Origin of the sequence: Undibacterium sp. Di24W (assembly GCF_049340325.1) — a bacterium.
GTDB lineage: Bacteria > Pseudomonadota > Gammaproteobacteria > Burkholderiales > Burkholderiaceae_D > Undibacterium.
Map to the genome: position 1 here is coordinate 443,320 of NZ_JBMPOP010000001.1, position 24,026 is coordinate 467,345.

At 45.5% G+C, this 24,026-nt stretch carries 23 protein-coding genes and 1 pseudogene; 6 read left to right on the forward strand and 18 right to left on the reverse strand.

Translation table 11 applies throughout. The features are described from left to right. Window positions 1-69: 69 nt before the first annotated feature. Entirely contained in the window at window positions 70-1,107 is a 1,038-nt protein-coding gene (locus tag ACO0KZ_RS01805; protein WP_422992141.1) for a serine/threonine protein kinase, read from the forward strand. A 164-nt stretch (window positions 1,108-1,271) separates the two neighbouring features. Here the strand turns inward: ACO0KZ_RS01805 and ppa are convergent, their stop codons facing one another. The 5 genes from ppa to hemC form a co-directional block, all read right to left on the reverse strand. Beyond that, the gene (gene ppa / locus ACO0KZ_RS01810; RefSeq protein ID WP_314863718.1) at window positions 1,272-1,808 is read right to left on the reverse strand and encodes an inorganic diphosphatase; all 537 of its coding nucleotides are present in this window, start codon (window positions 1,806-1,808) and stop codon (window positions 1,272-1,274) included. 103 nt (window positions 1,809-1,911) lie between these two features. Then, complete coding sequence (locus ACO0KZ_RS01815) at window positions 1,912-3,108, reverse strand: heme biosynthesis HemY N-terminal domain-containing protein (RefSeq protein WP_422992144.1); 1,197 nt, start codon at window positions 3,106-3,108, stop codon at window positions 1,912-1,914. A 2-nt stretch (window positions 3,109-3,110) separates the two neighbouring features. Further along, complete coding sequence (locus ACO0KZ_RS01820) at window positions 3,111-4,307, reverse strand: uroporphyrinogen-III C-methyltransferase (protein ID WP_422992146.1); 1,197 nt, start codon at window positions 4,305-4,307, stop codon at window positions 3,111-3,113. Further along, window positions 4,304-5,092, reverse strand: a complete 789-nt coding sequence (locus ACO0KZ_RS01825) for a uroporphyrinogen-III synthase (protein ID WP_422992148.1) — start codon at window positions 5,090-5,092, stop codon at window positions 4,304-4,306. The genes ACO0KZ_RS01820 and ACO0KZ_RS01825 overlap by 4 nt, the downstream gene beginning before the upstream one ends. A 3-nt stretch (window positions 5,093-5,095) precedes the next feature. Then, window positions 5,096-6,040 carry a hydroxymethylbilane synthase gene (gene hemC, locus ACO0KZ_RS01830; protein ID WP_422992150.1) on the reverse strand — a complete coding sequence of 315 codons (945 nt, stop codon included), beginning with the start codon at window positions 6,038-6,040 and terminating at the stop codon, window positions 5,096-5,098. A 350-nt stretch (window positions 6,041-6,390) separates the two neighbouring features. On the opposite strand from hemC, the gene trpS reads away from it, so the two are divergent. Further along, complete coding sequence (trpS, locus tag ACO0KZ_RS01835) at window positions 6,391-7,479, forward strand: tryptophan--tRNA ligase (protein ID WP_422992152.1); 1,089 nt, start codon at window positions 6,391-6,393, stop codon at window positions 7,477-7,479. A gap of 85 nt (window positions 7,480-7,564) precedes the next feature. Then, a complete protein-coding gene (locus tag ACO0KZ_RS01840) occupies window positions 7,565-8,776 on the forward strand; it encodes a winged helix-turn-helix domain-containing protein (RefSeq protein ID WP_422992154.1) in 1,212 nt (403 codons plus the stop codon). A gap of 45 nt (window positions 8,777-8,821) precedes the next feature. Here the strand turns inward: ACO0KZ_RS01840 and ispH are convergent, their stop codons facing one another. Together ispH and ACO0KZ_RS01850 are read right to left on the reverse strand one after the other, a co-directional pair. Then, window positions 8,822-9,772, reverse strand: coding sequence for a 4-hydroxy-3-methylbut-2-enyl diphosphate reductase (gene ispH, locus ACO0KZ_RS01845; protein ID WP_422992156.1), 951 nt, complete (start codon window positions 9,770-9,772; stop codon window positions 8,822-8,824). An 8-nt stretch (window positions 9,773-9,780) separates the two neighbouring features. After that, entirely contained in the window at window positions 9,781-10,236 is a 456-nt protein-coding gene (locus ACO0KZ_RS01850) for an FKBP-type peptidyl-prolyl cis-trans isomerase (protein ID WP_422992158.1), read from the reverse strand. Window positions 10,237-10,369: 133 nt separating this feature from the next. On the opposite strand from ACO0KZ_RS01850, the gene radC reads away from it, so the two are divergent. The 3 genes from radC to rpmG all read left to right on the forward strand — a co-directional run bounded on the left by radC (window position 10,370) and on the right by rpmG (window position 11,627). Further along, a complete protein-coding gene (radC, locus tag ACO0KZ_RS01855) occupies window positions 10,370-11,044 on the forward strand; it encodes a RadC family protein (protein WP_422992160.1) in 675 nt (224 codons plus the stop codon). Between the two features lie 152 nt (window positions 11,045-11,196). Next, complete coding sequence (rpmB, locus tag ACO0KZ_RS01860) at window positions 11,197-11,433, forward strand: 50S ribosomal protein L28 (protein WP_186890252.1); 237 nt, start codon at window positions 11,197-11,199, stop codon at window positions 11,431-11,433. A 26-nt stretch (window positions 11,434-11,459) separates the two neighbouring features. After that, window positions 11,460-11,627 (forward strand): 50S ribosomal protein L33, encoded by a 168-nt coding sequence (gene rpmG / locus ACO0KZ_RS01865; protein WP_110257750.1) that lies wholly within the window; start codon window positions 11,460-11,462, stop codon window positions 11,625-11,627. Window positions 11,628-11,929: 302 nt separating this feature from the next. Here the strand turns inward: rpmG and ACO0KZ_RS01870 are convergent, their stop codons facing one another. From ACO0KZ_RS01870 to kdsB, 11 genes and pseudogenes are all read right to left on the reverse strand, one after another. After that, window positions 11,930-13,132, reverse strand: coding sequence for a DesA family fatty acid desaturase (locus ACO0KZ_RS01870; RefSeq protein WP_422992162.1), 1,203 nt, complete (start codon window positions 13,130-13,132; stop codon window positions 11,930-11,932). A 116-nt stretch (window positions 13,133-13,248) separates the two neighbouring features. Continuing rightward, a complete protein-coding gene (locus tag ACO0KZ_RS01875; protein WP_422992164.1) occupies window positions 13,249-14,544 on the reverse strand; it encodes a mechanosensitive ion channel family protein in 1,296 nt (431 codons plus the stop codon). A gap of 69 nt (window positions 14,545-14,613) precedes the next feature. Further along, window positions 14,614-15,930, reverse strand: coding sequence for an RsmB/NOP family class I SAM-dependent RNA methyltransferase (locus ACO0KZ_RS01880; RefSeq protein ID WP_422992166.1), 1,317 nt, complete (start codon window positions 15,928-15,930; stop codon window positions 14,614-14,616). A gap of 21 nt (window positions 15,931-15,951) precedes the next feature. Then, window positions 15,952-16,581, reverse strand: a complete 630-nt coding sequence (purN, locus tag ACO0KZ_RS01885) for a phosphoribosylglycinamide formyltransferase (RefSeq protein ID WP_422992168.1) — start codon at window positions 16,579-16,581, stop codon at window positions 15,952-15,954. An 88-nt stretch (window positions 16,582-16,669) separates the two neighbouring features. Continuing rightward, a pseudogene (locus tag ACO0KZ_RS01890) lies at window positions 16,670-17,080 on the reverse strand (barstar family protein); the annotation flags it as partial. Between the two features lie 110 nt (window positions 17,081-17,190). Continuing rightward, entirely contained in the window at window positions 17,191-17,556 is a 366-nt protein-coding gene (locus ACO0KZ_RS01895; RefSeq protein ID WP_422992170.1) for a ribonuclease domain-containing protein, read from the reverse strand. An 83-nt stretch (window positions 17,557-17,639) separates the two neighbouring features. Beyond that, complete coding sequence (locus ACO0KZ_RS01900) at window positions 17,640-18,857, reverse strand: patatin-like phospholipase family protein (RefSeq protein ID WP_422992172.1); 1,218 nt, start codon at window positions 18,855-18,857, stop codon at window positions 17,640-17,642. Between the two features lie 113 nt (window positions 18,858-18,970). Further along, window positions 18,971-19,726 (reverse strand): 3-hydroxyacyl-CoA dehydrogenase, encoded by a 756-nt coding sequence (locus ACO0KZ_RS01905; protein WP_422992174.1) that lies wholly within the window; start codon window positions 19,724-19,726, stop codon window positions 18,971-18,973. 221 nt (window positions 19,727-19,947) lie between these two features. Continuing rightward, entirely contained in the window at window positions 19,948-22,122 is a 2,175-nt protein-coding gene (locus ACO0KZ_RS01910) for a sodium-translocating pyrophosphatase (RefSeq protein ID WP_422992176.1), read from the reverse strand. A gap of 243 nt (window positions 22,123-22,365) precedes the next feature. Continuing rightward, the gene (gene adk, locus ACO0KZ_RS01915; RefSeq protein ID WP_422992178.1) at window positions 22,366-23,022 is read right to left on the reverse strand and encodes an adenylate kinase; all 657 of its coding nucleotides are present in this window, start codon (window positions 23,020-23,022) and stop codon (window positions 22,366-22,368) included. 244 nt (window positions 23,023-23,266) lie between these two features. Further along, window positions 23,267-24,013, reverse strand: coding sequence for a 3-deoxy-manno-octulosonate cytidylyltransferase (gene kdsB, locus ACO0KZ_RS01920; protein WP_422992180.1), 747 nt, complete (start codon window positions 24,011-24,013; stop codon window positions 23,267-23,269). Between the last annotated feature and the right edge of the window lie 13 nt (window positions 24,014-24,026).

A 24,026-nucleotide genomic window follows, 5' to 3' on the forward strand; every position in this document is an offset into this window, starting at 1 on the left:
TGCAAAAAAATCCATCATAGCGATCAACTGCTAAAAGCTAGATATATTTAATTCAAGGTTGCACTTAGTATGAATCAAACACCACATTTGAACAGCCCAGTTGCATCGACCAAGATGCCTATGCGTAGAATCGGCCGTTTTACTGTGACGGATAAGCTTGGCAGTGGATCAAATGGCAATGTATTACTTGGCCACGATCCCATCATCGACCGCGCGGTTGCTATCAAGATCTTGAATAATCCGGTAGGTGCCACGGACAAAAAACAGCGGGAACAACAGTTTATTAATGAGGCACGTGCGGCTGGCAGACTTTCTCATCCAAATATTGTGACGATTTATGATGCTTCCAGTGAAGGTGGCACGACCTTCATTGCTATGGAGTTTTTGCAAGGCAAAGATTTACGTGAATTAATGGCGAGTGGCAAACGCTTTGATGTAGTGGATGCGGCTGGTATCGCCTACAAAATCGCGAATGCCTTAGCTTTCGCTCACAACCAAGGCGTGATTCACCGTGATATCAAACCCGCCAATATTTTCATCGTAGAAAACAATCAACCTAAGGTAGTAGACTTTGGCATTGCCCGCGTACCTAATCGGGTACTCGACGAAAATGGTCAGGCGCAAACGCTCTTCAAAGGCAATATCATGGGGACACCCAACTATATGTCGCCAGAGCAAGCCTCCAGCCAACCCGTAACAGCATTGACCGACGTCTATTCTTTGGGCGCAGTTTTGTATGAGTTATTAACCGGGCAAAAACCTTTTTCAGCCTCCGATTTCGATAAGTTGCTCTACAACATTCTCCATAAAACACCAAAAGCACCCAACCTTATCAATCCCGACGTGCCAGAAAAACTTGCACATATTGTGATGAAAGCGATGGAAAAAAAACCCCATCGCCGTTATAAAAATGCAGCCGAAATGGCATTGGCTTTAAATAAATTCTTAGCGGGAGCAAAACGTGCTCGTCGCCAGTCAGCTAAAGGCGGGATTGGAGCGACAAGCGGAGGTGATAGTTTAAAAGATAAAAGCACATTATTCTGGCTGGGCTGGGGTAGCTTTCTGATCGCAGCGGCACTCGCATTTTTGGCTTTCACCTCGAAGTGATTAAAATATTTTTTCAGTCGCTGGTAAACCAACAAATTAAAACTAAAACGACCCGAGCGCAAATGCGAGCGGGTCGTTTTAAAAAAAACTAGGAAGCTTACTAGCTGTTTAGATGAGGCATTTGAAGTTAAGCGTCACATCACAGCTGATTCCTCAAGTCACATTTAAGCCAAAGACTTTTTGTAATTCTCCACGCCATTCAAAATCTCTGCGCGGGCATCGTCTGTACCACCCCAACCATCGATCTTGACCCATTTGCCAGGCTCTAAATCTTTGTAATGTTCAAAGAAATGCTGGATCTGATTCAAACGCAAAATGTTCAAATCTTCTGGTTTTTGCCAGTGTTGGTAGATAGGCAGGATTTTATCAATAGGTACTGCTAAAACTTTACCGTCAGCACCTGCTTCGTCATGCATATTCAAAATGCCGATTGGACGGCAACGCACAACGACACCTGGAATCAATGGGAATGGCGTAATCACAAGAACGTCAACTGGGTCACCATCACCAGAAATCGTATTTGGCACATAACCGTAGTTGCATGGGTAATGCATTGCGGTACCCATGAAACGGTCAACAAAAATCGCTCCGCTTTCTTTATCTACCTCGTACTTGATCGGATCCGCATTCATAGGAATCTCGATGATGACGTTAAAATCGTTAGGCAAATCACGCCCTGCAGCAACTTTATTTAAACTCATAAGACACTTTCAAAGTAAATCAAACACAATTGATAGATTATAGCGATTTTTAAAGCATTTTGGTGCGGCGCAATAGAAATTCAGTTTTCGCATCAATCGGCCATTACAAAGTCGTCGCTATCGCACACTGACGATAGTACTTAGTCGCCTCTGCGGTTTGACCTATGGTTTCATGCAATTTTGCCAAACTCAAATTTGCTTCACGTATGGTGCGTGGCTCTTGAGCATGATCGAGTGCATCTTCCATATGAACTTGTGCCTTGCCCCACAATTTTTGATTAAAACACAGGACACCCAGGGTTAATTCCAACTCAGGATTTTTCGCTTGTGCCTTCAACCATGTTTCACAATTCTCAATTTGCGAACGCAAAGCGGCAGACCCCTCAGCTGCTGCGGCTTCACGGTAACTGCGTAACAGACGATTATCCCAATCTTCATTCAAGGATTTTTCGACAATACTTCTAGCTTCATCCAAAATCTGGCATTTAGTAAATGCAGCGGCAGCACTCACCGCAATGTAACGATTTTTACGCTCAGCCGAAGGCACTTCGCTCCAGACTCGGCGTAAAGACTCTGCATCATGTCCATGCTCTTTCAACAGGGCATCATAAGACATCTCACGTAAACGACCTGCTAATGCTGGGTGAATCGCATGATTTTTTTCTAGGGTACGCACTAGCTTCACCACTTCGGTCCAATTTTTTGCCTGTTGATTGGCTTTCAATGCCCAGCGCAATACTTGTATATGACGCTTGCCACGCGCATTTAATTCACGTACTGCATCCAAAGCCTGCTCTGCTTTGTGTTGATCAACATAAAGCTCAGTCATCGTCACCAAACGCGCTGTTTTGTACGAATTGTCATCTTCGATTCGCGCAAACCAAGCATTGCGGCGTTCAAACTGACTCATATGATGCGCAGCCCGTGCACCAATCAAGGCCGCGATCGCTTTATTTTCAGGCAAATCAAGTGCTTTCAAAGCAGATTTTTCTGCATGTCCAAAACGTCCTTCAAATAATGCTTTTAAGGCTTCGCGCAAAGATCGATTGCTTTCACGTTCGCGCTTGCTTTGACGATATTCACTGACTTTTTTCGGCATTTCTGCAGTCGCAACTATCGTTCTGACGATGATATAAACGACAAAGAACAATAACGCCAACAACACCAAGAAAAAATTTAAAGAAACATCAATTCGCAGCGGTGGGTAAAACAACACCACGTTTCCTGTGTTAAATCGCGCACCAATCGCAATGCCAGCTGCTAAGGCAAATAAAATGAGGATTCGAATAAAAATACGCATGCTTAGGGCTTCATTTTAAAGTTGCGGACAGAATTAAGGCTCTCCGTCAAAGCCGGCATTTCTATCGACAAATTGTTACTTTGAATTTGTTTCAAGAGCGACTGCGCAGTTTGCGCCTGCTTTGATCGCACATCAAAATACTTAGTAATCAAATCTTGCGCGGAAATCATGTCACTGCGGAACGCGCCTTCGTTACGTGACAACAATGCCAAACGTGCATTCAACAAACGTAGTTTCAAATTCTCTTTAGCAAAATAAGCCTGGGTCGGTGACAATAAAAGAGCGTCTGGCGATTCAACATTACGAATACGCACCAACTGCTTCACTTCAGTCCAAATTTCGCTAGAAAAGCTCTGCCAACGATCTTGCAATTGTGCAGCAAAAGTGTTTTCCCCCGTGCTTTCAGGCTTTTCACTCACCTTGCTGCTACGTGGCAAAACGCGCAACGGAGCCTTCGGCGGCGTTGCCACAACGGGAGGTTTTTCGTCTGACCAAAGAGGAATATTATCAACTTGTGCGATCACGCTATCCAGACGCAAAACCAAACCGGTCAAATCAAGTTGCGGCAAAGCTTTGAGCTTTTCGATGTCTTTAGCGATGGCGCGGCGCACCACGATAAACTGGGTTTTTTCAGCTTTCGCAAGACGCGCATCGGAATTTTGCAGAGCGATCAAGGCACCCTGAACATTACCTGCCAACTGCAATTGCTGGCTCGCTGTCGCCAATACTTGTTCAATTTCTGCTAAGGCCCATTCATCGCGATTTTTAGACAAGTCTTGATAAAGCTGTTCGAGAGCAACTTGCTGTCCCTGAGCTTCAGTTTGCTTTGCTTCTAAAATGCTCACTTTAGCTTGGGTTTCTTTGGACGAATCTTGAACACCTTTAGCAATACCCTTTATTTCACTATTTGTGATATCAGCGTTTTGCAAACGTCGTGCGACCTCTGCCCGCAGAGCGGACATCTGATTTTGCGAGGTATACCAATGTACCGCGAGCAAGATCGCCAATGCGCCCGAAACTAAGTAAGGCGCACTCAACCAAGGAGGTGCTGCTTTTCCGTTCTCATCGAGCGCAACTGTAGCTGGCGCAGCGGCCTCAGGCGTCGCAAGCACGGCTTTCGAGTTGGTCTCGGCCGTATTAGTCGAGTTAGTCGTGTTATTAGTCGACATATCTTCAGTAGAGGGAGTTTGTTCAGTCATAAGTGTGATTGTAACGCGAGTAAGAGCTTTTCGTCGCCTGAAGCGCTTAGGCTGACATGTTTAAATCCTAGTTCTGTTGCTACCTCAGCGATACGAAAATGAGGAACAAACAGATGTTGTTGTTGCATTTTGGCGACTGCATTTTCCAGATTCAATTGAGAACACCAATCCAATAAGGTTTTCAACGCCGCTGAACTAGTTATCACCCAATCGTATTGTCCTTGTAAAAAATCGATCAATTGAGCTCGCCTATTCTCATCAAACGTTGGCGTTACGCGTTTATAAGCTGTTACCGATTGCACCTCAACATCCACCTCACGTAAGGCATCTGCCAAAAAATCACGGCCAGAATCAGCTCGTACTATCAGCGCTTTTCGTCCACGCAGCGCATGCAAATCAAGCTCCACTAACAAAGTTTCAGAATCAGTGCGCTCAACATTACTTGGACTGAAAACGCTGACTTTGCTCTCATCGATACCATGATTCAATAATGCTTGACGGCTCGCAGCACCGACGACACCTATCGCAACCTCAATCGGCCAACTCGCGGCTAGTGTGGGCGCACGCATAAATAAGGCATCGATCGCATTGGGACTGACGAACACTGCCAGAGCAAACGCAGTTAAATTCTTTACGGCTAAATCCAATTCAGGATTATCGCTTATCGCCTCTATCTCAAATAAAGGATAGACCAAGGACGATCGTTCTAACTGCGCTAATTTTTGCACTAAATTCTGCGCTTGATGTTGAGGGCGCGTGATGATGACCGTCGGCACGTGACTCACGATTCAAGGCAGTACGTTTTCGCGACACATGTCCAAGATCGCATCCGCATTTTGTGCGCGAAGTGCTGCGACTACTTGCATACCCAATACTTGGTAATCTTCCGCCTTGCCATGCACTTCAGCCTTGGCTGATTGAATTCCATCTGGCGTCGCCACCATGGCGCGCAAATGCATGGTGCCGTTATCGATTTCCGCAAATGCCGCCAAAGGAATCTGGCAACTACCACCAAAAGCCTTGGAAACGGTACGCTCTGCCAATACTGCCTGCGAGCTTGTTAAATGATTTAAAGGTGCCAAAGCCGAAAGTAAATCTTCACGAGACGACAATATCTCAATTGCCATAGCGCCTTGTCCGGCTGCAGGCAAACTTTCTAAGGGTTCAAGAAAAGCCTTGATGCGTTCCGGCAAACCTAAACGCTTTAAACCTGCGGCCGCCAAAATAATAGCCACGTATTCGCCTTCATCGAGTTTTCTTAAACGTGTATCCAGGTTGCCGCGTAGAGGCTTAATCACTAAATGTGGGAAGCGTGCAGAAATTAAAGCCTGACGACGCAAGCTACTTGTACCAACCACCGCACCAGCTGGCAACTCAGCTAAAGAAGCGTATTGATTCGATACGAAGGCATCACGCGGATCTTCACGCTCCAAGATGGCTGCCAATGAAAAACCTTCAGGCAACTCCATAGGGACGTCTTTCAAAGAATGCACCGCCAAGTCGGCGCGCCCTTCTTCCATCGCTACTTCTAATTCTTTAACGAACAAGCCTTTGCCGCCGACTTTCGACAAAGCCCTATCCAAAATCTGATCACCACGAGTGGTCATCCCTAATATTTGCACATCACATGCAGGATACAAAGTCTGCAAGCGGGCACGGACATGTTCGGCCTGCCACATTGCAAGACGACTTTCACGGGAGGCAATGATAAGTTTGGATGGCGCTGAGTTCACTTCAAAGCTTTCTATTTTTCATCCAAAAAGGCAACTATTACGCTATGCCTTGTTAGAAAATGATGGGACTTGGTGCATAAATTAACACGCGATTTTACCATGCCAGTGTAGACAAATCTTGACAAAAAACAGCTATAAACGGCATTATGCCTGTATGAAACAAAGATTCTCAAACACAGACAACTATTGGCGAAGCACCCAATCTTAAGGGTGGCAGCCCGTTTCGACTACGACAAACACACAATTTTTAATGCCGCCCTGAGTTCAGGAGCGGCATTTTCATTTTTATCTCGATTTTCTGCATTTTTCTGCATATTAGATTTTAACTTTAAACATTTCCCGGACCATTCATGAGCGACCAAGCAGCAGCGAACAACGACACTGGCACTGATTTAGAAGCAGTCACAAGTTCCAAAACTTCAAGTCAACCCTCGGCAAACAAGCAACATTTGATCTTGACTGGCGACCGCCCAACTGGCCCTTTGCATTTAGGCCATTTCGTCGGCAGTTTACGCAATCGCGTTACCTATCAAGATCAATACAAACAATACATCATGATCGCCGATGCGCAAGCCTTGACCGACAATATGGATGATCCTGCGAAAGTTCACAATAATGTGATCGAAGTTGCCTTAGATTATTTGGCGGTTGGCATCGACCCCAGCAAGTCAACAATTTTCATTCAATCGCAAATTCCTGAGTTGACCGAACTGACCTTTTACTACATGAACTTGGTTACCATTTCGCGTCTTGAACGCAATCCGACCATTAAACAAGAAATCATCTTGCGTAATTTTGAACGCGATATTCCAGCAGGTTTCTTCACGTATCCAGTCAGCCAAGCGGCAGACATTACCGCCTTCAAAGCGACCTTGGTGCCAGTTGGCGACGATCAGATACCTATGATTGAACAAACCAACGAAATCGTGCGCCGCTTCAATCGTTTAGCGAAAAAAGATATCTTAGTTGAGTGCGAAGCATTGGTACCAGAAATCGGTCGTTTGCCTGGTATCGACGGCAAAGCCAAGATGAGTAAATCGTTAGGCAACGCAATCAATCTAGGCGCGACCGAAGCAGAAATCAAGCAAGCGGTGCGCAATGTCTACACCGACCCGCTGCACTTAAAAGTGGAAGATCCAGGTCATTTAGAAGGTAACGTTGCATTCACTTATCTCGATGCCTTCGATATCGATAAACAAGCATTGCAAGCGATGAAAGACCACTATGTACGCGGCGGCCTCGGTGACAGCAAAGTCAAAGCCCGCCTTGAAGGTGTTTTACAAGACATGCTGCGTCCGATTCGTGAGCGTCGTCAGGAGTATGAAAAAGATCGCGGCCATGTTTTACAGTTGCTCAAAGAAGGCACGTATCGTGCACGTGAAGTAGCGGCCAGAACGAATGATGAAGTCAAGGCGGCAATTGGCTTGAAGCATTTTTAACATTAGCACAAACCTCTCAACATAGTTAAGCCGTATGTTACTTGCCTATGTTGAGGGATTTTAAGATCCCCCCACTACACCCGATATGCAACTCAGCCTGACTGCCGCCAGAAACATTCATCTAGCCGCTCAAGGTTTATTGAGCACGCCTAAACGCCGCGCCAATAAGGATCATGTAATCGACATGATACGGCGCATGGGTGTTTTGCAAATCGACACCATCAGCGTCGTTGCACGTAGTCCTTATTTAGTGTTGTGGAGCCGACTTGGCGACTATCAAGCTGAATGGTTAGAGCAACATTTGGAAGAAGGTCGTCTATTTGAATACTGGTCTCACGAAGCCTGTTTTCTCCCAATAGAAAGCTTTGGCCGCTACCGCCATCAAATGCTTAATCCCGATGCTATGGGTTGGAAGTTTAATCAAACTTGGCTAAAAGAAAACGCTAGTCAAGTTAAACAAATCCTGAGACACATTACAGAATTTGGTGCTTGTCGCTCGGCTGACTTTGAGCGCACCGATGGAAAAGCCGGCGGTTGGTGGGAATGGAAACCGGAGAAACGTTCGCTCGAAGTTTTATTTACTACAGGCAAAGTGATGGTGACGCGTCGCCAAAAATTTCACCGTGTCTATGATCTGACCGAGCGTGTGCATCCCAACTGGAATGATCAACGCGATTTACGCATTCCGCTCGATGATCATCGCGATCAAGTCTTAGATGCGGTATGCGCTTTAGGCATCTGCAAAGCAAGTTGGATCGCTGATTATTTTCGAATGAAAAAAATACCGCCTGAGATTCAAGCAGAAACTCTATATCAGCAGGGTTTATTGAGAAAAATTGAAGTATCCGGTTGGCCGGAAGCTGCCTACTTTCACCCCAACCAGCAAACACTGATCGATCAAGCCTTAGCCGGCAAATTACGCGCGACACACACCTGCTTATTGTCGCCGTTTGACCCAGTCGTTTGGGATAGAAAACGCGCATTAGAATTCTTCGAATTTGATTATCGTATTGAGTGCTATACGCCAGAAGCGAAGCGTAAATTTGGCTACTTCACTTTACCTATTTTACGACGCGGTAAAATCATAGGCCGTATCGATGCAAAAGCGCATAGGAAAGACGGTGTGATGGAGATTAAGGCTCTGCATCTCGAAGACGATGTCAAATTCAGCGACGCATTAAGCAAAGATCTAACAAAAACGCTGCAGGCATTTGCGGATTGGCATCGCACGCCACTAGTCAAGATTACACGTTGCGATAACAAACAATTAAAGACAGCGCTGAAAGCAGTTTTTTAACGACTTTCAGCCACATGTTCCAAGCTAGCAAAGAACTTCAAAACATCATTGTTTGGCTGGGTTAATCAAACCTTTTGGCAAGGGGAAAGTGACATGCTCTTCTTCGCCGTCCAAGGTGCGCACACTTCTCACACCAAACGATTTCAATTGGTCAATCACTTGATTCACTAAAATCTCAGGTGCAGATGCGCCGGCAGTAACGCCTACACGGACACAATTATCCAACCAAGCAGGATCGATGTCAGCAGCCTTATCCACCATATAGGATGTGGTGCCCATCTTTTGCGCGACTTCACGCAGGCGATTTGAATTCGAGCTATTTTTACTGCCGACAACGATCACTAAATCGACTTGCGGCGCCATGAACTTAACAGCGGCCTGGCGGTTTGTCGTTGCATAGCAGATGTCACCTTTTTTGGGCTCTGCAATCAAAGGAAACTTTTCCTTAAGCGCGGCGATAATATCTGCCGTATCATCGACAGACAAGGTGGTTTGCGAGACATAGGCTAACAAAGCAGAATCTGAAACTTGCAAACTAGCGACATCTTCTGCCGTCTCTACGAGATACATGCCACCATCACTCTGTCCCATTGTCCCTTCCACTTCAGGGTGACCTTGATGACCAATCATAATGATTTCACGGCCTTCTTTGCGCATTTTTGAAACTTCAATATGTACCTTGGTAACTAACGGGCAGGTCGCATCAAATATCTTTAAGCCGCGTTTATCTGCCTCATCCCGTATCGATTGCGAAACACCGTGCGCCGAAAAAATCAAGGTGCTGCCAGTAGGCACATCATCCAGCTCTTCTATAAAAATGGCGCCTTTTTCGCGCAGATCATTGACCACGTAGGCATTATGTACGATCTCATGTCGCACATAAATTGGTGCACCAAACTGCGCCAGAGCAAGTTCTACAATATCGATTGCTCGATCAACGCCAGCACAAAAACCACGCGGCTGCGCCAACAAAATTTCTTGGTTTAATTCGCTCATAGTTCCACTCACAGTATGCCGATAATCTTGGTTTCAAATAATACGCGTTGACCTGCCAAAGGATGATTAAAATCAAACAGGGCTGACTCCTCGTCTAATTCTTGAATCACACCGGCAAATTGGCCGCCCGATGGAGCAGAAAAGTCAATCAAATCACCCACTTTAAATTCTTCACCATAGGCTGAGTTTTCACGTAACGTCTTCAATGAAACACGCTGCACAAGGTCAGGGTTGCGCAGACCGAAAGCTTGTTCAGGTGCCAACTCTTGGGTCGTATGCGAGCCCTCTTCCAAACCTAACAACGCATGCTCCAACCCTGGAGACAATTGGCCTTGCCCTAATAACAAAGTCGCTGGACTCTCATGAAAGGTGGAAATGATGTCCTCACCATCCAGTGTTGCAAGGCGATAGTGTAAGGTTAAATACGCACCATTATTAACGACAAGTAAAGACTTTTCAGACATAATTCACTTTCTGCTTATTTTGCGACTTTGTTTCAACTTCGATCTTTTAGATTTTTGAAACGCTAAGGCTCTATTGTAAGTCAGTCGAACCAGAAAATCTCTGTACACCCTTTTTGGAAGGTGAAGAAATACGATGGGAATCAATCATTGGCCTGAAGATCAACGTCCACGCGAGCGCTTGATTAAATATGGCGCATCCGCCTTATCTGATGCTGAATTGCTGTCGGTATTTCTAAGGGTCGGTGTGAAAGGGAAAAGCGCGGTCGACCTGGGGCGTGACATGTTGCTACAGTTTGGCTCTTTGCGCGCCCTATTTTCTGCCAATTTAAAAGAATTTGCTCAAGTACATGGACTTGGCAGCGCAAAATACGCACAACTACAAGCGGTATTGGAGTTAGCAAAACGGTCTATTTCAGAGGAGCTTGAAACCACATCATCCTTATCCTCCCCTCAAGCCGTCAAACAATATTTACAGCTACAAATCGGCAATAAACAGTATGAATCTTTCGTCGTCCTATTTCTTGACGTTAAGAACCGTTTAATCGCCGCTCAAGAGTTATTCCGAGGTAGTCTAAGTCATGCCAGCGTGTACCCAAGAGAAGTCGTCAAAAGCGCGTTGGCACAGAATGCAGCCAGCATCATTCTGGCGCACAATCATCCTTCTGGCTCACCAGAACCAAGTCAGGCCGATATAAGCCTGACACAAAACTTAAAATCAGCACTTGCCTTGGTCGATATCCGAGTTTTGGATCATTTTATCGTCGCTAACAACACTGTGCACTCCTTTGCCGAGCACGGGCAAATGTAGGACCTAAGGTTGTGCCTCATAGGGAAAACTTAAATTGTTAAATTCATGAGAAGAGAAAAGACACAATTGTTTTTCACAAGTCGTTGATATTTCAAAGTTTTTTAGTTATACTTTCGTTTTTTCCAATTTCGGAAATCATTAAGGAGCTAAACATGGCGCGTGTATGCCAAGTTACTGGGAAGGGGCCAATGGTTGGCAACAACGTTTCCCATGCGAACAACAAAACTAAACGTCGCTTTTTGCCTAACCTGCAAAATCGTCGCTTTTTCGTAGAATCAGAAAATCGCTGGGTTTCCCTGCGTTTGTCTAACGCAGGTTTGCGTGTTGTTGACAAAATCGGTATCGATGCCGTTTTGGTTGACATGCGTGCTCGCGGCGAAAAAGTTTAAGCAGAAACTATTTTTAGGAAAATATCATGGCTAAATCTGGTCGCGACAAAATCAAATTAGAATCGACTGCTGGTACAGGTCACTTCTACACGACATCAAAAAACAAACGTACGATGCCTGAAAAAATGGAGATCATGAAGTTTGATCCAAAGGCACGTAAGCACGTTATCTACAAAGAAACAAAAATTAAGTAAGCTTTACTTGATTCTAGTTTTAGTAGAATGTCCAAAAAACCTGCAAATTTTGCAGGTTTTTTTTCGTCTGTATTGGCACATATTGACTTGTTTTCCCTAGCGACGACTACTTAATCCTTACAAAAACGACGACACATTAAAAAGCGCTGCGCATCTACAGAGGCTCGAGCAAGTTTGCTGTTTTGCAGCCAGGCATCATGCTGGTATTTTTACAATATTCGCAAAAAAAATAGTATTCCGACAAAAGCATAAGACATAAAAAATGGCGCTCGAAGCGCCATTTTTTTCAAAGACAAACAAAACTATGCGTAACTTCTTAGACGCAAAGAGAACTCTTGCAAAGTCTTAATCCCTGAAGCCTCTGCACGTTGACACCAGTCTTGCAATTGCGCCACCAGTTGTTCGCGAGTGGCACTAGAACGCTCCCAAATTGCATTCAACTCTGCACGCATGTCATGCATAGTTTTCAGTGCTGCACTATGGTTAAACAATTCCACCAATTGCTGTTGTTGTGGTGCTTCTAATTTAGCTGGTTCGCGTTGCAAATTTTTCTTCACTGCCTTCAAAAAACTTTTCTCTAGTTTAGCCTGGTCACGCAAGCTTTCAAACTCAGCGCGCCACGTCTTTTTCAATGATTTGGCGTATTTCGCCATCACATCATAACGATTCGTAATCACCGCTTGCAAAGTTTCCACATCCACTACCATCTTGGCCGCATCAAACTTAGGCTGCGGTGCGACTTTCTTCACCTTCGCCAATTTAACGGTTTCCAAGATACGAATGTAGAGCCAACCGATATCGAACTCATACCATTTGGAAGACAACTTAGCCGAGGTACCAAATGTATGATGGTTATTATGCAGTTCTTCGCCACCAATCAAGATACCCCAAGGCACAATATTCGTCGCTGCATCTGCACACTCGTAATTGCGATAACCCCAATAGTGACCGATACCATTAATAATGCCAGCAGCGGTAATTGGAATCCATAACATCTGTACAGCCCAGACTGTCACACCGATAGCACCAAACAAAATGATATCAATGATCAACATCAATGCAACACCTTGCCAACTGAAACGTGTGTACACATTACGTTCCATCCAATCATCTGGCGTACCATGACCATACTTGCTGATAGTTTCTAAATTTTTAGATTCCGTGCGATACAGCTCCGCACCTTCCAGTAAAACTTTTTTAATGCCGCGCGTTACTGGGCTATGTGGATCTTCCTCAGTCTCGCATTTGGCGTGATGTTTGCGATGCACTGCAGCCCACTCCTTCGTTACTTGTCCCGTCGTCAACCACAACCAGAAACGGAAAAAATGACTAGGGATTGCATGCAAATCCAAAGCGCGATGCGCCTGACAGCGATGCAGGAAAATTGTCACGCTGGCGATGGTGATATGCGTCACCACCATGGTAAAAATAAATACCTGCCAGCCACTGGCACCTGTTACGCCGTTGCTAAAGAAATCCAAAGCTAACTCTATAAAGTTACTCAAAATATATACCACTCCAGATAAAAACAAACTCGGAACTCGTCATAATCAGAACACATGCAACACGAGCTCACAAAAAATTTCCCAAGAACATTATTATTCTACGCCGATTTAAGCACTTATGGCTTTACGGGTACTTGAAAAACCCTAACTTCGCGCTGAGGGAAAGGCAACTGCACACCACGCTCTTGCAATAAAGACCAAATTGCCCGATTCACCTCAGAAGTAATATTGGTGCGACCATTTTCAGGATCATCGATCCAAAATCCCACGCGAATTTCAAATCCATCCGCCCCAAAACGTAGCAAATACGCCGATGGCGCGATATTGGGAGAAACTCGCGGCACGTCCTTCACGGTTTCATTTAAGGCAGGTAACAGCGCATCCAAATCAGTATCATACGCAACCGTGAAATCTGTCGTGACAACAACCGCACGGTCAGTCAAAGACAAATTTTGAACTGGATTTGACACCAACATCTCATTAGGAATAATTGACTCTACACCGTCCAAGCCTTTTAAAACCGTATAGCGAGTGTTAATTTGTGTGACGCAACCACTGAATTTATCGACGGTAATCATGTCACCAATAGACAAACTGCGATCAAACAAAATGATAAATCCTGACACATAACTACTAGTGATTCTTTGCAAACCCAAACCGAGACCAACCCCAAGCGCACCGCCGAATACCGATAAGACAGTCAGGTCTATTCCCACTAAAGACAAACTGACAAGAATCGCCATTAAAATAAAAACAGCACGCCCCAAACGGGATAGCACCACCTTTAAAGAGGAATGCATACTAGGAATAAGCATCAACCTAGCTTCAATCATGGCACTGAGCCACAAGGCCAACACGACTGTTAAAGCGACCGAAGCGATGCCCTGTAATATTGCCAGTAAAGAGACCTTGCTTTTCCCCAATGGCAGAATCACTTCTTCTAAAGCCTGAAAAATCTCTCCCCACATGCCAGTAAAGTGCAGCACTAATCCCAGCCAAACCAGACCGGCAAACACCTTCTCAAAAATCAACAAGGTATTTCCCACTGCACCGTCGCGTACAAACGCGCGTCGGAATACATAAAAACTAAATCGTATTAAGGCAAACGAGCTTAGGATAGGGAAGAATAATTTCAACAAACCGGTATGTTGAAATTTGCCAATAACTAGTTTCGAGAGAAATAAGAAAATCAGTGCAAGCAAAGGCCACAAAACACGCGAAAAACTTTCGACACCAATTTTAAGTACGCCAGAAGTATGATCAACTGTGGCAAAAAAACGTTGGATACTGCGTGACATCAACCACGCTAGCGAAAAACAAGTCAGTAACGCGAGTAGCTGAAATAGCAAACTTGGATTACCCAAATCTGCAGATATTTCAGCAATGAGACGCGTTAAAGATTGTGTTTCCATAATTTGCATTGAGGAGACTTGCGCTAAAACTTTAAACAAAACGGGTAACCTAAACCTTAACCTGAAAAATTACTCTGCATCAGCTACTGGATCAAGCTCAGAATCCTCAGCAGCTAGCGTTTTTGCCACCAACTTATTACGTTGGAACACAGCGGCAAAGAAGCCGTCCGTATTGTGTACATGCGGGTAGAGCTTCAGATAATCACCCATTTCCAATTGAATTTTTTGCTCTTCCAGTACTTGAGAAACTGGCAGTAAAGTGAAGTCTGGGTGCGTCGCCAAAAATTGCTCGACGATACCTTCGTTCTCTTCATCGAGGATACTGCAAGTCGCATACACCAAACGGCCACCGCCTTTAACTAGGCGTGCTGCACTATCGAGAATGGAAGCTTGCTTAACATTGAGTTCTGCCACGCCAACCTGAGTCTGACGCCATTTCACATCGGGATTGCGACGCAAAGTACCTAAACCACTGCAAGGCGCATCGACCAAGACTCGGTCTAACTTGCCTGCTAAGCGTTTGATTTTGGCATCACGCTCATGCGCTATCACCACTGGATGCACATTTGATAGACCACTGCGCGCCAAGCGTGGTTTCAATTTTGCCAGACGCTTTTCAGAAATATCGAAGGCATATAAACGGCCAGTATTGCGCATCGCGGCACCCAGGGCCAAAGTTTTACCGCCAGCACCAGCACAGAAATCGGCGACCATCTCACCACGTTTCGCACCTAGCAATTGCGCCAATACTTGACTACCTTCGTCCTGCACTTCTATCGTGCCGTCTTTAAATAAAGGTAAATTCTGTATCGATGGTTTTTTGATGATGCGCAAACCCAACGCAGAATACGGCGTTGCTTCGGCCAAAATTGGCGCCTGCGCTAATGATGCAATTACGTCTTCACGATTCGATTTCAAGGCATTGACACGCAAATCCAACGAGGCTGGGGCGTTCAATGCATTGGCCAATTTCATCGCTTCTTCTTCGCCAAATTTGGTCGACAATTTTTGCCACAACCAATCAGGCAAATTCGATTTCAAAGAATGCGGTAAATGACTGCGATCAATATCCATCACGCGGCGTAACCAGACATCTTCTTCTTCGCTCAGGCCGCCTAAAGCGTCAATCCCGACTGCATCCGCCAAGCCCAGTAAAGTAATACGGCGCATCGCAGAACCGGTACCAGATTCAGAAAAACTGGTGTAGACACTTTTATTTCTAAGCAAGCCATAAATCGCTTCAGCGATCACGCCACGCTCGCGGCCGCCAAGACGTGGATTCTCTCTGAAGTAGCGTGATAATGTGCCGTCGGCAGGACCGGTAAAACGTAATACTTCACGCAAAACTGCTTCGGTATGGCCTATCATGGCTGGTGGTAATCTCATGTCATTCCTCTGTAAATACGATTAGATCGCGCAGCTATCTGCGTCGGATCCATTAACAATCACGCGATTGCCTTCAACCACTAATTTGCCTTCAACGAATAAACGCACGGCGCGTGGATAAATTTGATGTTCTTTGACTAGTAATTTCTGCGCCAGCGTATCTTCGGTATCAGCATGCTCGATGCGCACACATGCCTGATCAATGATAGGGCCATGATCCAACTCTGCCGTCACAAAATGGACAGTTGCACCGTGAAATTTCACCCCTGCATCCAAAGCTTGTTGATGCGTATGTAAGCCCACAAAACTAGGTAACAAGGATGGGTGAATATTCATAATGCGGTTTTCATAATGCTGAACGAATTGCGGTGTTAGGATACGCATAAATCCTGCCAACACTACCAAATCAGCTCGAAAACTATCGATCGCCTGCTGTAAAGCCGTGTCAAAACTCTCTCGATTTGGGAAAGCTTTGCTTTCCACCACCATGGTAGGAATACCTTGGCTAGCGGCGTACGCCAGGCCGGCGGCATCAGGCTTATTGCTAATTACCGCAGCGATCTGTGCTGGCCATTGTTGGGATTGTGAGGCTTGGACGATGGCTTGCATATTGCTACCGCGTCCAGAAATAAGGATGACGATTTTTTTCATTGCCGCATTGTACCTCTGTCCCGGTCTAAGCCCAAGCAAAAAGCCTGAATTCGACTAAATTCAGGCTTTCTAGATATCACAAAATCAACTACTCAAAAGAATAAAAAACTCTGAATGCCACTTTCTTTTTAGCCCAATAGTCGGCAGCATCGCGAAACACATCAAGTAAGGTTTCGCGTAATTCTTTATCAAAATGCTCGGTATTTGGCAAATGCTCTATCACCACGACGAAACCATTTTGCTGCCCAGCTTTATGTACTGAATCGGTCAAACAGTCATAAAGTGCGTCAAAATTATGGCCAAAATAACTAGGAAAACCAAATGAGTCTGCAATCGTATTTAACACTTCTTGTTTATTCAAGTTATGAGCGCAATACGCGTATAAAAAATGCTGACCGGTGGCGGTCGCTTCTGCCTGCAAGTCTGGGCTACGAAAAGCTCTGATTGATTGCACTGCATTGGGGCTAACCGTGCTTAACAAACTCATTTCATCCTCAATAGGTGGTTGGCGTAATATTTATAACGATAATATCAACAACGATTACAACGATAGTCACGACAATAAACGTCGCCAATATTAAATTCGCAAGCTTCTAAGGACACAGAGTTCTACTCTTTAATCCGCTTGAAACTGGCGTAATGATCATCGGTGTAGTAAAACTCAGAATAAGACAGACGCTCGCCGCCGGCAATAATGCGTCTAGCTCCACGATTTCTTGAGTAGGGTGTCTTCACAGTATATTCGCGATAATAGCCACGGGCACGTTTGGGCAATTGGCGTTCATAGTTACCAAACACGGAACCGTCTTTATCATAAGGAAAAGGTCCACCTTGCTGAATTAAACGTAAAGTCTGCTTCGCTTCTGGTGGCAAATCACGCACATTGATTTGACCGACATCCCCAGCCAAAGCACTGAAACAGATGCCTAGATACAGACTAAAAATTAGCAACAACTGTCTTAAATGAATTCGCATTAAATTGGCATTAAAGAAGCAGAGTTAAAATAAAGATCAAAAAGTATAATCGCACGCCTAGCGCTTGTCAGTCAAATAAGGTTTTAAGCTAAGTTCGTTTCCACTTCAGGTTCATCTTGCTTGGAGGCGTTCTGCGCTTGAAAGAAGCGAATCACCTCAGCCTTCATAGCGAAAGTATCTTTGACACCCAAGGCGATTAATTCTTTCGTATAACTAGCCTCAAACAACAAGTACGACGCTAACGCCGAACCCCGTACGTCGGTGGCACCAATACCTCCTAGCATAGTACGCACAGGCAAAGGTAAGCTTTGAGTGTGACGGCTGGCGATCTCGTCTAAGCGCTCAGATGGCGCAATCACCAGCAAATCGACGGGTTTCAGTGGAGTTCTTTCGAGCAAATCAGCAGGTAGCATAGACAGTGTCTTATTGATGCGGGTCAGACGCTCAATATCAACTGCCAAACTATCCAAAAATATACTCGACATCGCATGACCGGCAATTTGAGCCAAACTAGGATAAGTTGCCAAATCAAAATTCTGACGCGCTGGCTCAGACAAACGCCCTGCCCCGACGATTAACACCTTATTCGCGCCAAGATGAATCGCGGGAGAAATCGGTGCAAGCTGGCGCATAGAACCGTCACCACAATATTCAAGGTGACCGCCCCAATTTAACGGAATAGAAGGAAAAATAAAAGGGATGGCAGATGATGCCAATAGATGCTGAACGCCGATAAAATCGCGTTGCGCTAAACGCTGGCTGCGAACCCAAGGTTCAATATCATTTAGCGTCTGATAAAAAGTGAGATGATGCCCAGTGGTGTAGGATGAGGCAGTGACCGCAAGCGCTTGCAAATCACCCGTTTCAAAAGCTTTGTCCAAGCGCTCCATATCTAACATACGATGCAACAAGCCCGCCAAAGGGGAGTTATCGAGCAAGGAAGTTGGCGGTGACTTGCGCCATTTATTCAAAAGCCAACCGAAAGACATAATCGACAGCCAGCGCGCGCCGGAGCGTATCACGCCTAAGGAGTCTGCCCTATACACTTGTGCAGCCTCGAAGTTACTCCAAATGTGCATGATGCTATCGACCGACTCTTTGAAATGATCGATACGAGATGCAAGCGCGGTTGCATTGATGGCACCAGCGGAAGTGCCACAAATAATACCAAAGGGATTTTTTTTAGGATCCCAGCCTTGCTCTAACAAGATATCTGAGATCGCTTTGAGGACACCGACCTGGTATGCGGCACGAGCACCGCCACCGGTCAGTATCAAGCCTGTCGTGGCATTACTATTCATTCCTATCAGACTCCAAAAAGCAAATTTTTCTTATGCTTCTAGTGTATTCGCGTACAAGACAAATGTCTGCAAGAAAGCAAGAAACTGTGATTTTTGGAGCAAAAATCTGGAACTTATTTTGGTTGCATACGAATTGCGCCATCCAAACGTATCGTTTCACCGTTCAACATCATGTTTTCAATAATGGATTTTGCCAATTGAGCATATTCATTTGGTTTACCTAAACGGGATGGGAACGGTACCATTTTACCTAAAGCATCTTGCACTTCTTGCGGCATACCTAACAACATTGGCGTTTCAAAAATACCAGGTGCGATCGTCATAACGCGAATGCCGTTGCGCGACAAGTCGCGTGCCATAGGCAAAGTCAATCCAACTACCGCTGCCTTAGAAGAAGCATATGCTGCTTGCCCCATTTGACCATCGAAGGCCGCGACAGATGCGGTATTAATAATAATACCGCGCTCGTCTTGGATCGCTTCCGTTTTGCTCATAGCTTCTGCTGCCAATCGTGCCATGTTGAACGTACCTACCAAATTAATATTCACTACGCGTTGGAATAATTCCAAAGGATGCGCCCCATCTTTGCCGACTGTTTTAACAGCTGGTGCCACACCGGCGCAATTGATCAAGCCGCGCAAAGTACCCGCCGCAGTAGCAGCGGCAAGAACTGCCTGACCATCAGCTTCTTGTGTCACGTCGCACTTCACGAATGTCGCATTCAATTCTGCAGCCAATTTTTGTCCAGCCTCTGCCTGCACGTCGGCGATCACGACTTTACCGCCATTTGCAGTAATCATGCGAGCAGTTGCCTCGCCCAAACCCGATGCGCCGCCAGTGATGATAAATACATTATTTTGAATTTGCATACTTCCCTCTGCTCTAAAATGAAATAAATAAGTTGATCAAGAAACTCGTCAAGCATTCCGCAAAAGACCAGATACTATGACGTTAACGTAAACGTCAATTATCTCGCTTTTCGCTCTTTGTCGAAAGTAAAAAATACACAAACAATAAAAAAGCAGTGATTGCATCACAATCACTGCCTTTTCACAATGCTACGTTGGCGAGACTTAAATCAAGTCAATTTCTACTTAGATGCTGCCTCACCAGCGGACGCCGCTTTTACTTTCACGACATCCAAACCGACTGGTGCTTCCATTTGTGGCAATACATCCGCTTTGTGAGAAATCACTGGGGCAGGCTGCACTGGGGCTTTCAGCCAAGGTACCAAGGGGAATAAAGGTACCAGTAACAAAGCCACGATATTAATAATTTTAATCAAAGGATTTACTGCAGGACCTGCCGTATCTTTGTAAGGATCACCGACGGTATCACCAGTTACCGCAGCCTTATGCGCCTCGGAACCTTTACCACCAAAATGACCATCTTCAATATATTTCTTGGCGTTATCCCAAGCACCACCACCCGTAGTCATGGAAATCGCGACGAACAAGCCTGTGATAATCGTTCCCATCAACATCCCGCCTAAAGCCGCTGGACCCAGTGTTAGGCCAACTAAGATAGGTACGACTACTGGCAACAAGGAAGGCAAAATCATTTCCTTGATCGCCGATGCAGTCAGCATATCGACCGCTTTGTCGTATTCTGGCTTACCAGTGCCATCCATGATACCTTTAATATCACGGAATTGACGACGCACTTCCACTACCACCGCACCTGCAGCACGCCCCACCGCTTCCATCGCCATGGCGCCGAATAAGTAAGGTATCAAACCGCCAATAAACAAACCGACAATGACCTGTGGATCAGACAGATCAAATTTCACGTCAAGTCCTACCGAGCTCAAAGCATGCGTGTAATCGGCGAACAAAACTAAGGCCGCTAGACCAGCTGAACCGATCGCATAACCCTTAGTCACGGCTTTTGTCGTATTTCCCACGGCATCGAGTGGATCAGTAATCGCACGCACAGACTCATCCATACCTGACATTTCTGCGATACCACCTGCGTTATCGGTAATCGGACCATAAGCATCCAACGCGACAATAATTCCAGCCATGGACAACATGGAAGTTGCAGCGACCGCGATACCATATAAGCCACCACCAAATTTATACGACACCAAAATCGCCACGCAAACCGCCAACACAGGATAAGCAGTGGATTTCATAGAAACGCCAAGACCGGCGATAATATTCGTACCATGCCCAGTCGTAGACGCTTCAGCGATATGGCGCACAGGTTTGAAATCAGTACCGGTGTAATACTCAGTGATGTAGACCATCAAGCCAGTCAATACGATACCGACCACTGCCGAGACCAGCATTTGTTGACGCATCAAGTCATCCTTGAATAACATATAAGTGACCGCAACAAAACCAATCAAAGACAAACCAGCAGCCCACCACAAACCTTTGTACAAGGCTGACATAATCTTTTTACTGGGAGTGTGTTTCACTAGCGAACAGCCGACGATGGAGGCTGGAATCGATACTGCACCCAACATCAGTGGATACACAATTGCCTCTGTCACAGCAGTCGTCACCATCAAAGCACCGAGCAACATAGTCGCAATCAAAGTGACGACATAAGTTTCAAACAAATCGGCCGCCATACCAGCACAATCGCCGACATTATCACCGACGTTATCTGCGATTACCGCAGGATTACGCGGATCATCTTCAGGAATACCTGCTTCGACTTTGCCCACCAAGTCAGCGCCAACGTCTGCACCTTTGGTAAAGATGCCACCGCCAAGCCGAGCAAAAATAGAGATCAAGGATGCACCAAAAGCCAAGCCAATTAAGGGCTTAATCACATCATGCTGGGACATGCCACCGGCAGAACCGCCGCTCAAGTACATATAGAATAAGGCGACGCCGAGTAAGCCTAAACCAGCGACCAACATGCCGGTAATGGCACCACCTTTAAATGCCACATCTAAAGCTTGATTCATACCTTTGGTTGCTGCCTGTGCCGTACGCACGTTGGCACGTACCGAAACATTCATACCGATGAAGCCGCAGGCACCTGACAATACCGCACCGATCAAAAAGCCCATCGCTGTTACTGGACCAAGGCCTGGCAATACCGCGATCGCTATGAATAAAACCACACCAACCATGGCAATTGTTTTATATTGGCGCGCCAAGTAAGCAGCTGCACCTTCCTGAATCGCTGTCGCAATTTCCTGCATACGGGCATTTCCCGCATCCTGTTTCAAAATCCAACTTCTTGTAATTAAACCGTAAAGTACCGCTAGTACTCCACACGCTACAACAATCCACAGACTTAATACCATGTTGACGCCTCCAATTTTTGTTGGTGTTGATTGCGCTTAGCTTTTGACTTAGCGTCACTTAGCACTAATCACACCGTTTATAGAAATAAGCGAAATAGAACAACAGACATTTTTGTTTTTAAAACTGAATCTGGTATTGGGACAAAAACCATACAGAAAATTGTTAAGGGAACCTCCGTCTAAAAATTAAAAATTTTATAAAAACTCAAATCGAAAAAAAAGCGGACACAAGGTCCGCTTTTTTTATTCTGAGAGCGCCGCGAATGCCGCGTCGCGTATGGCATCAACCGCCCCGACGCCTGCAATCTTGCGGTATTTAGGCGCACCTGGTTTGCCCGATTTTGCCCAATCACCATAATAGCTAACCAAAACTTCCGTTTGATTGTGATAGACCGACAAACGTTTCTGCACTGTCTCTTCTTTATCGTCATCACGTTGCACTAAATCCTCACCCGTTTCATCATCCTTAGCTTCGACTTTGGGTGGATTAAATTTCACATGATATGTACGACCTGAACCTGGATGAACACGGCGACCACTCATACGTTCAATTATTGCACTGTCAGGCACGTCGATTTCCAAAACGTAATCGATCGTAACACCGGCGTCTTTCATGGCATCCGCTTGTGGGGTCGTTCTTGGAAAACCATCAAACAAATAACCGTTGGCGCAATCATCTTGTTTTAAGCGCTCTTTAACCAAGCCGATGATGATGTCATCTGATACCAATCCACCAGCATCCATCACTTTTTTTGCTTCCACGCCCAATGGCGTCCCTGCTTTTACTGCAGCACGCAGCATATCACCAGTGGAGATTTGTGGAATACCAAATTTTTCCTTAATGTAATTGGCTTGCGTGCCCTTGCCTGCTCCGGGTGCTCCCAACAAAATAAGACGCATTTTTATTTCCTAGACGAGTTTAATGTTCTGTGAGCCCTGTTCGTTTTCGTACGAACAAGGCATTTAATTTTATGCTGATTGTTTTATTTATTTTTTATTGAATTCTTTACTTGCTGCCGATTATTTTTATCTTGACTCATGGGTGCAAAGCACGGTCATATATTTTGTTCTTTACGAAATTTACCACAGATTTTTCCGCTTGAAACGCTTTCCAAGAGTAACAACATGGATTTTTGTCACAAGTTCAAAAAAATGTTCTGACGCGTTGCAAATCCTCTAGTGTATCAACGCCAGCAACCGGACTTTGCTCAGTTACATGAACCGCAATGGCGATACCGTTCCACAAAACTCGTAATTGCTCTAACGCTTCGATTTGTTCGAGGGGAGAAATTGGCAATGTAGGGTAGGATTGCAAAAATTGATTTTGATATGCATACAAACCGATATGGCGCAGTGCTTGATATCCGTCCGGCATCACCTCTTGATCCAGGGCGAAGGCATCGCGTGCCCAGGGCATCGTTGCGCGAGAAAAATACAAAGCGCGAGAAAATTTATCCAATACCACCTTAACGACATTCGGGTTGAACAAATCCTGCGCCTCATAAATTGCATGCGCAGCGGTCGCCATAGGCGTCTGTGCGCTCACCAAAGACGCGGTAGCAGCAATTAGCGCAGGATCAATCAAGGGCTCATCACCTTGCACATTGACCACTACCGCATCGTTCGCTAATCCCAGCGCAGCAGCGACCTCGGCAATTCTATCGGTACCCGATGGATGATCACTGCGGGTCATTTTCACATCAATGCCATGCGCCCTACATGCAGCAAAAATGTCAGCATGATCAGTCGCCACCACCACCTGAGACGCACCAGACATCAAGGCGCGCTCAGCAGTGCGCACCACCATAGGCTTACCACCGATATCAGCTAAAGGTTTATTCGGCAAGCGGGTCGATGCCAAGCGGGCGGGGACAATGGCAACAAAGCTCATAGAATCACTCAGT

Bases quoted from the DNA above. Each gene is read 5' to 3' on its own strand.
- ACO0KZ_RS01805 (WP_422992141.1), top strand. From the start codon at position 70: ATGAATCAAACACCACATTTGAACAGCCCAGTTGCATCGACCAAGATG.
- ppa (WP_314863718.1), bottom strand. From the start codon at position 1,808: ATGAGTTTAAATAAAGTTGCTGCAGGGCGTGATTTGCCTAACGATTTT.
- ACO0KZ_RS01815 (WP_422992144.1), bottom strand. From the start codon at position 3,108: ATGCGTATTTTTATTCGAATCCTCATTTTATTTGCCTTAGCAGCTGGC.
- ACO0KZ_RS01820 (WP_422992146.1), bottom strand. From the start codon at position 4,307: ATGACTGAACAAACTCCCTCTACTGAAGATATGTCGACTAATAACACG.
- trpS (WP_422992152.1), top strand. From the start codon at position 6,391: ATGAGCGACCAAGCAGCAGCGAACAACGACACTGGCACTGATTTAGAA.
- ACO0KZ_RS01840 (WP_422992154.1), top strand. From the start codon at position 7,565: ATGCAACTCAGCCTGACTGCCGCCAGAAACATTCATCTAGCCGCTCAA.
- ispH (WP_422992156.1), bottom strand. From the start codon at position 9,772: ATGAGCGAATTAAACCAAGAAATTTTGTTGGCGCAGCCGCGTGGTTTT.
- ACO0KZ_RS01850 (WP_422992158.1), bottom strand. From the start codon at position 10,236: ATGTCTGAAAAGTCTTTACTTGTCGTTAATAATGGTGCGTATTTAACC.
- radC (WP_422992160.1), top strand. From the start codon at position 10,370: ATGGGAATCAATCATTGGCCTGAAGATCAACGTCCACGCGAGCGCTTG.
- rpmB (WP_186890252.1), top strand. From the start codon at position 11,197: ATGGCGCGTGTATGCCAAGTTACTGGGAAGGGGCCAATGGTTGGCAAC.
- rpmG (WP_110257750.1), top strand. From the start codon at position 11,460: ATGGCTAAATCTGGTCGCGACAAAATCAAATTAGAATCGACTGCTGGT.
- ACO0KZ_RS01875 (WP_422992164.1), bottom strand. From the start codon at position 14,544: ATGGAAACACAATCTTTAACGCGTCTCATTGCTGAAATATCTGCAGAT.
- ACO0KZ_RS01880 (WP_422992166.1), bottom strand. From the start codon at position 15,930: ATGAGATTACCACCAGCCATGATAGGCCATACCGAAGCAGTTTTGCGT.
- purN (WP_422992168.1), bottom strand. From the start codon at position 16,581: ATGAAAAAAATCGTCATCCTTATTTCTGGACGCGGTAGCAATATGCAA.
- ACO0KZ_RS01895 (WP_422992170.1), bottom strand. From the start codon at position 17,556: ATGCGAATTCATTTAAGACAGTTGTTGCTAATTTTTAGTCTGTATCTA.
- ACO0KZ_RS01900 (WP_422992172.1), bottom strand. From the start codon at position 18,857: ATGAATAGTAATGCCACGACAGGCTTGATACTGACCGGTGGCGGTGCT.
- ACO0KZ_RS01905 (WP_422992174.1), bottom strand. From the start codon at position 19,726: ATGCAAATTCAAAATAATGTATTTATCATCACTGGCGGCGCATCGGGT.
- ACO0KZ_RS01910 (WP_422992176.1), bottom strand. From the start codon at position 22,122: ATGGTATTAAGTCTGTGGATTGTTGTAGCGTGTGGAGTACTAGCGGTA.
- adk (WP_422992178.1), bottom strand. From the start codon at position 23,022: ATGCGTCTTATTTTGTTGGGAGCACCCGGAGCAGGCAAGGGCACGCAA.
- kdsB (WP_422992180.1), bottom strand. From the start codon at position 24,013: ATGAGCTTTGTTGCCATTGTCCCCGCCCGCTTGGCATCGACCCGCTTG.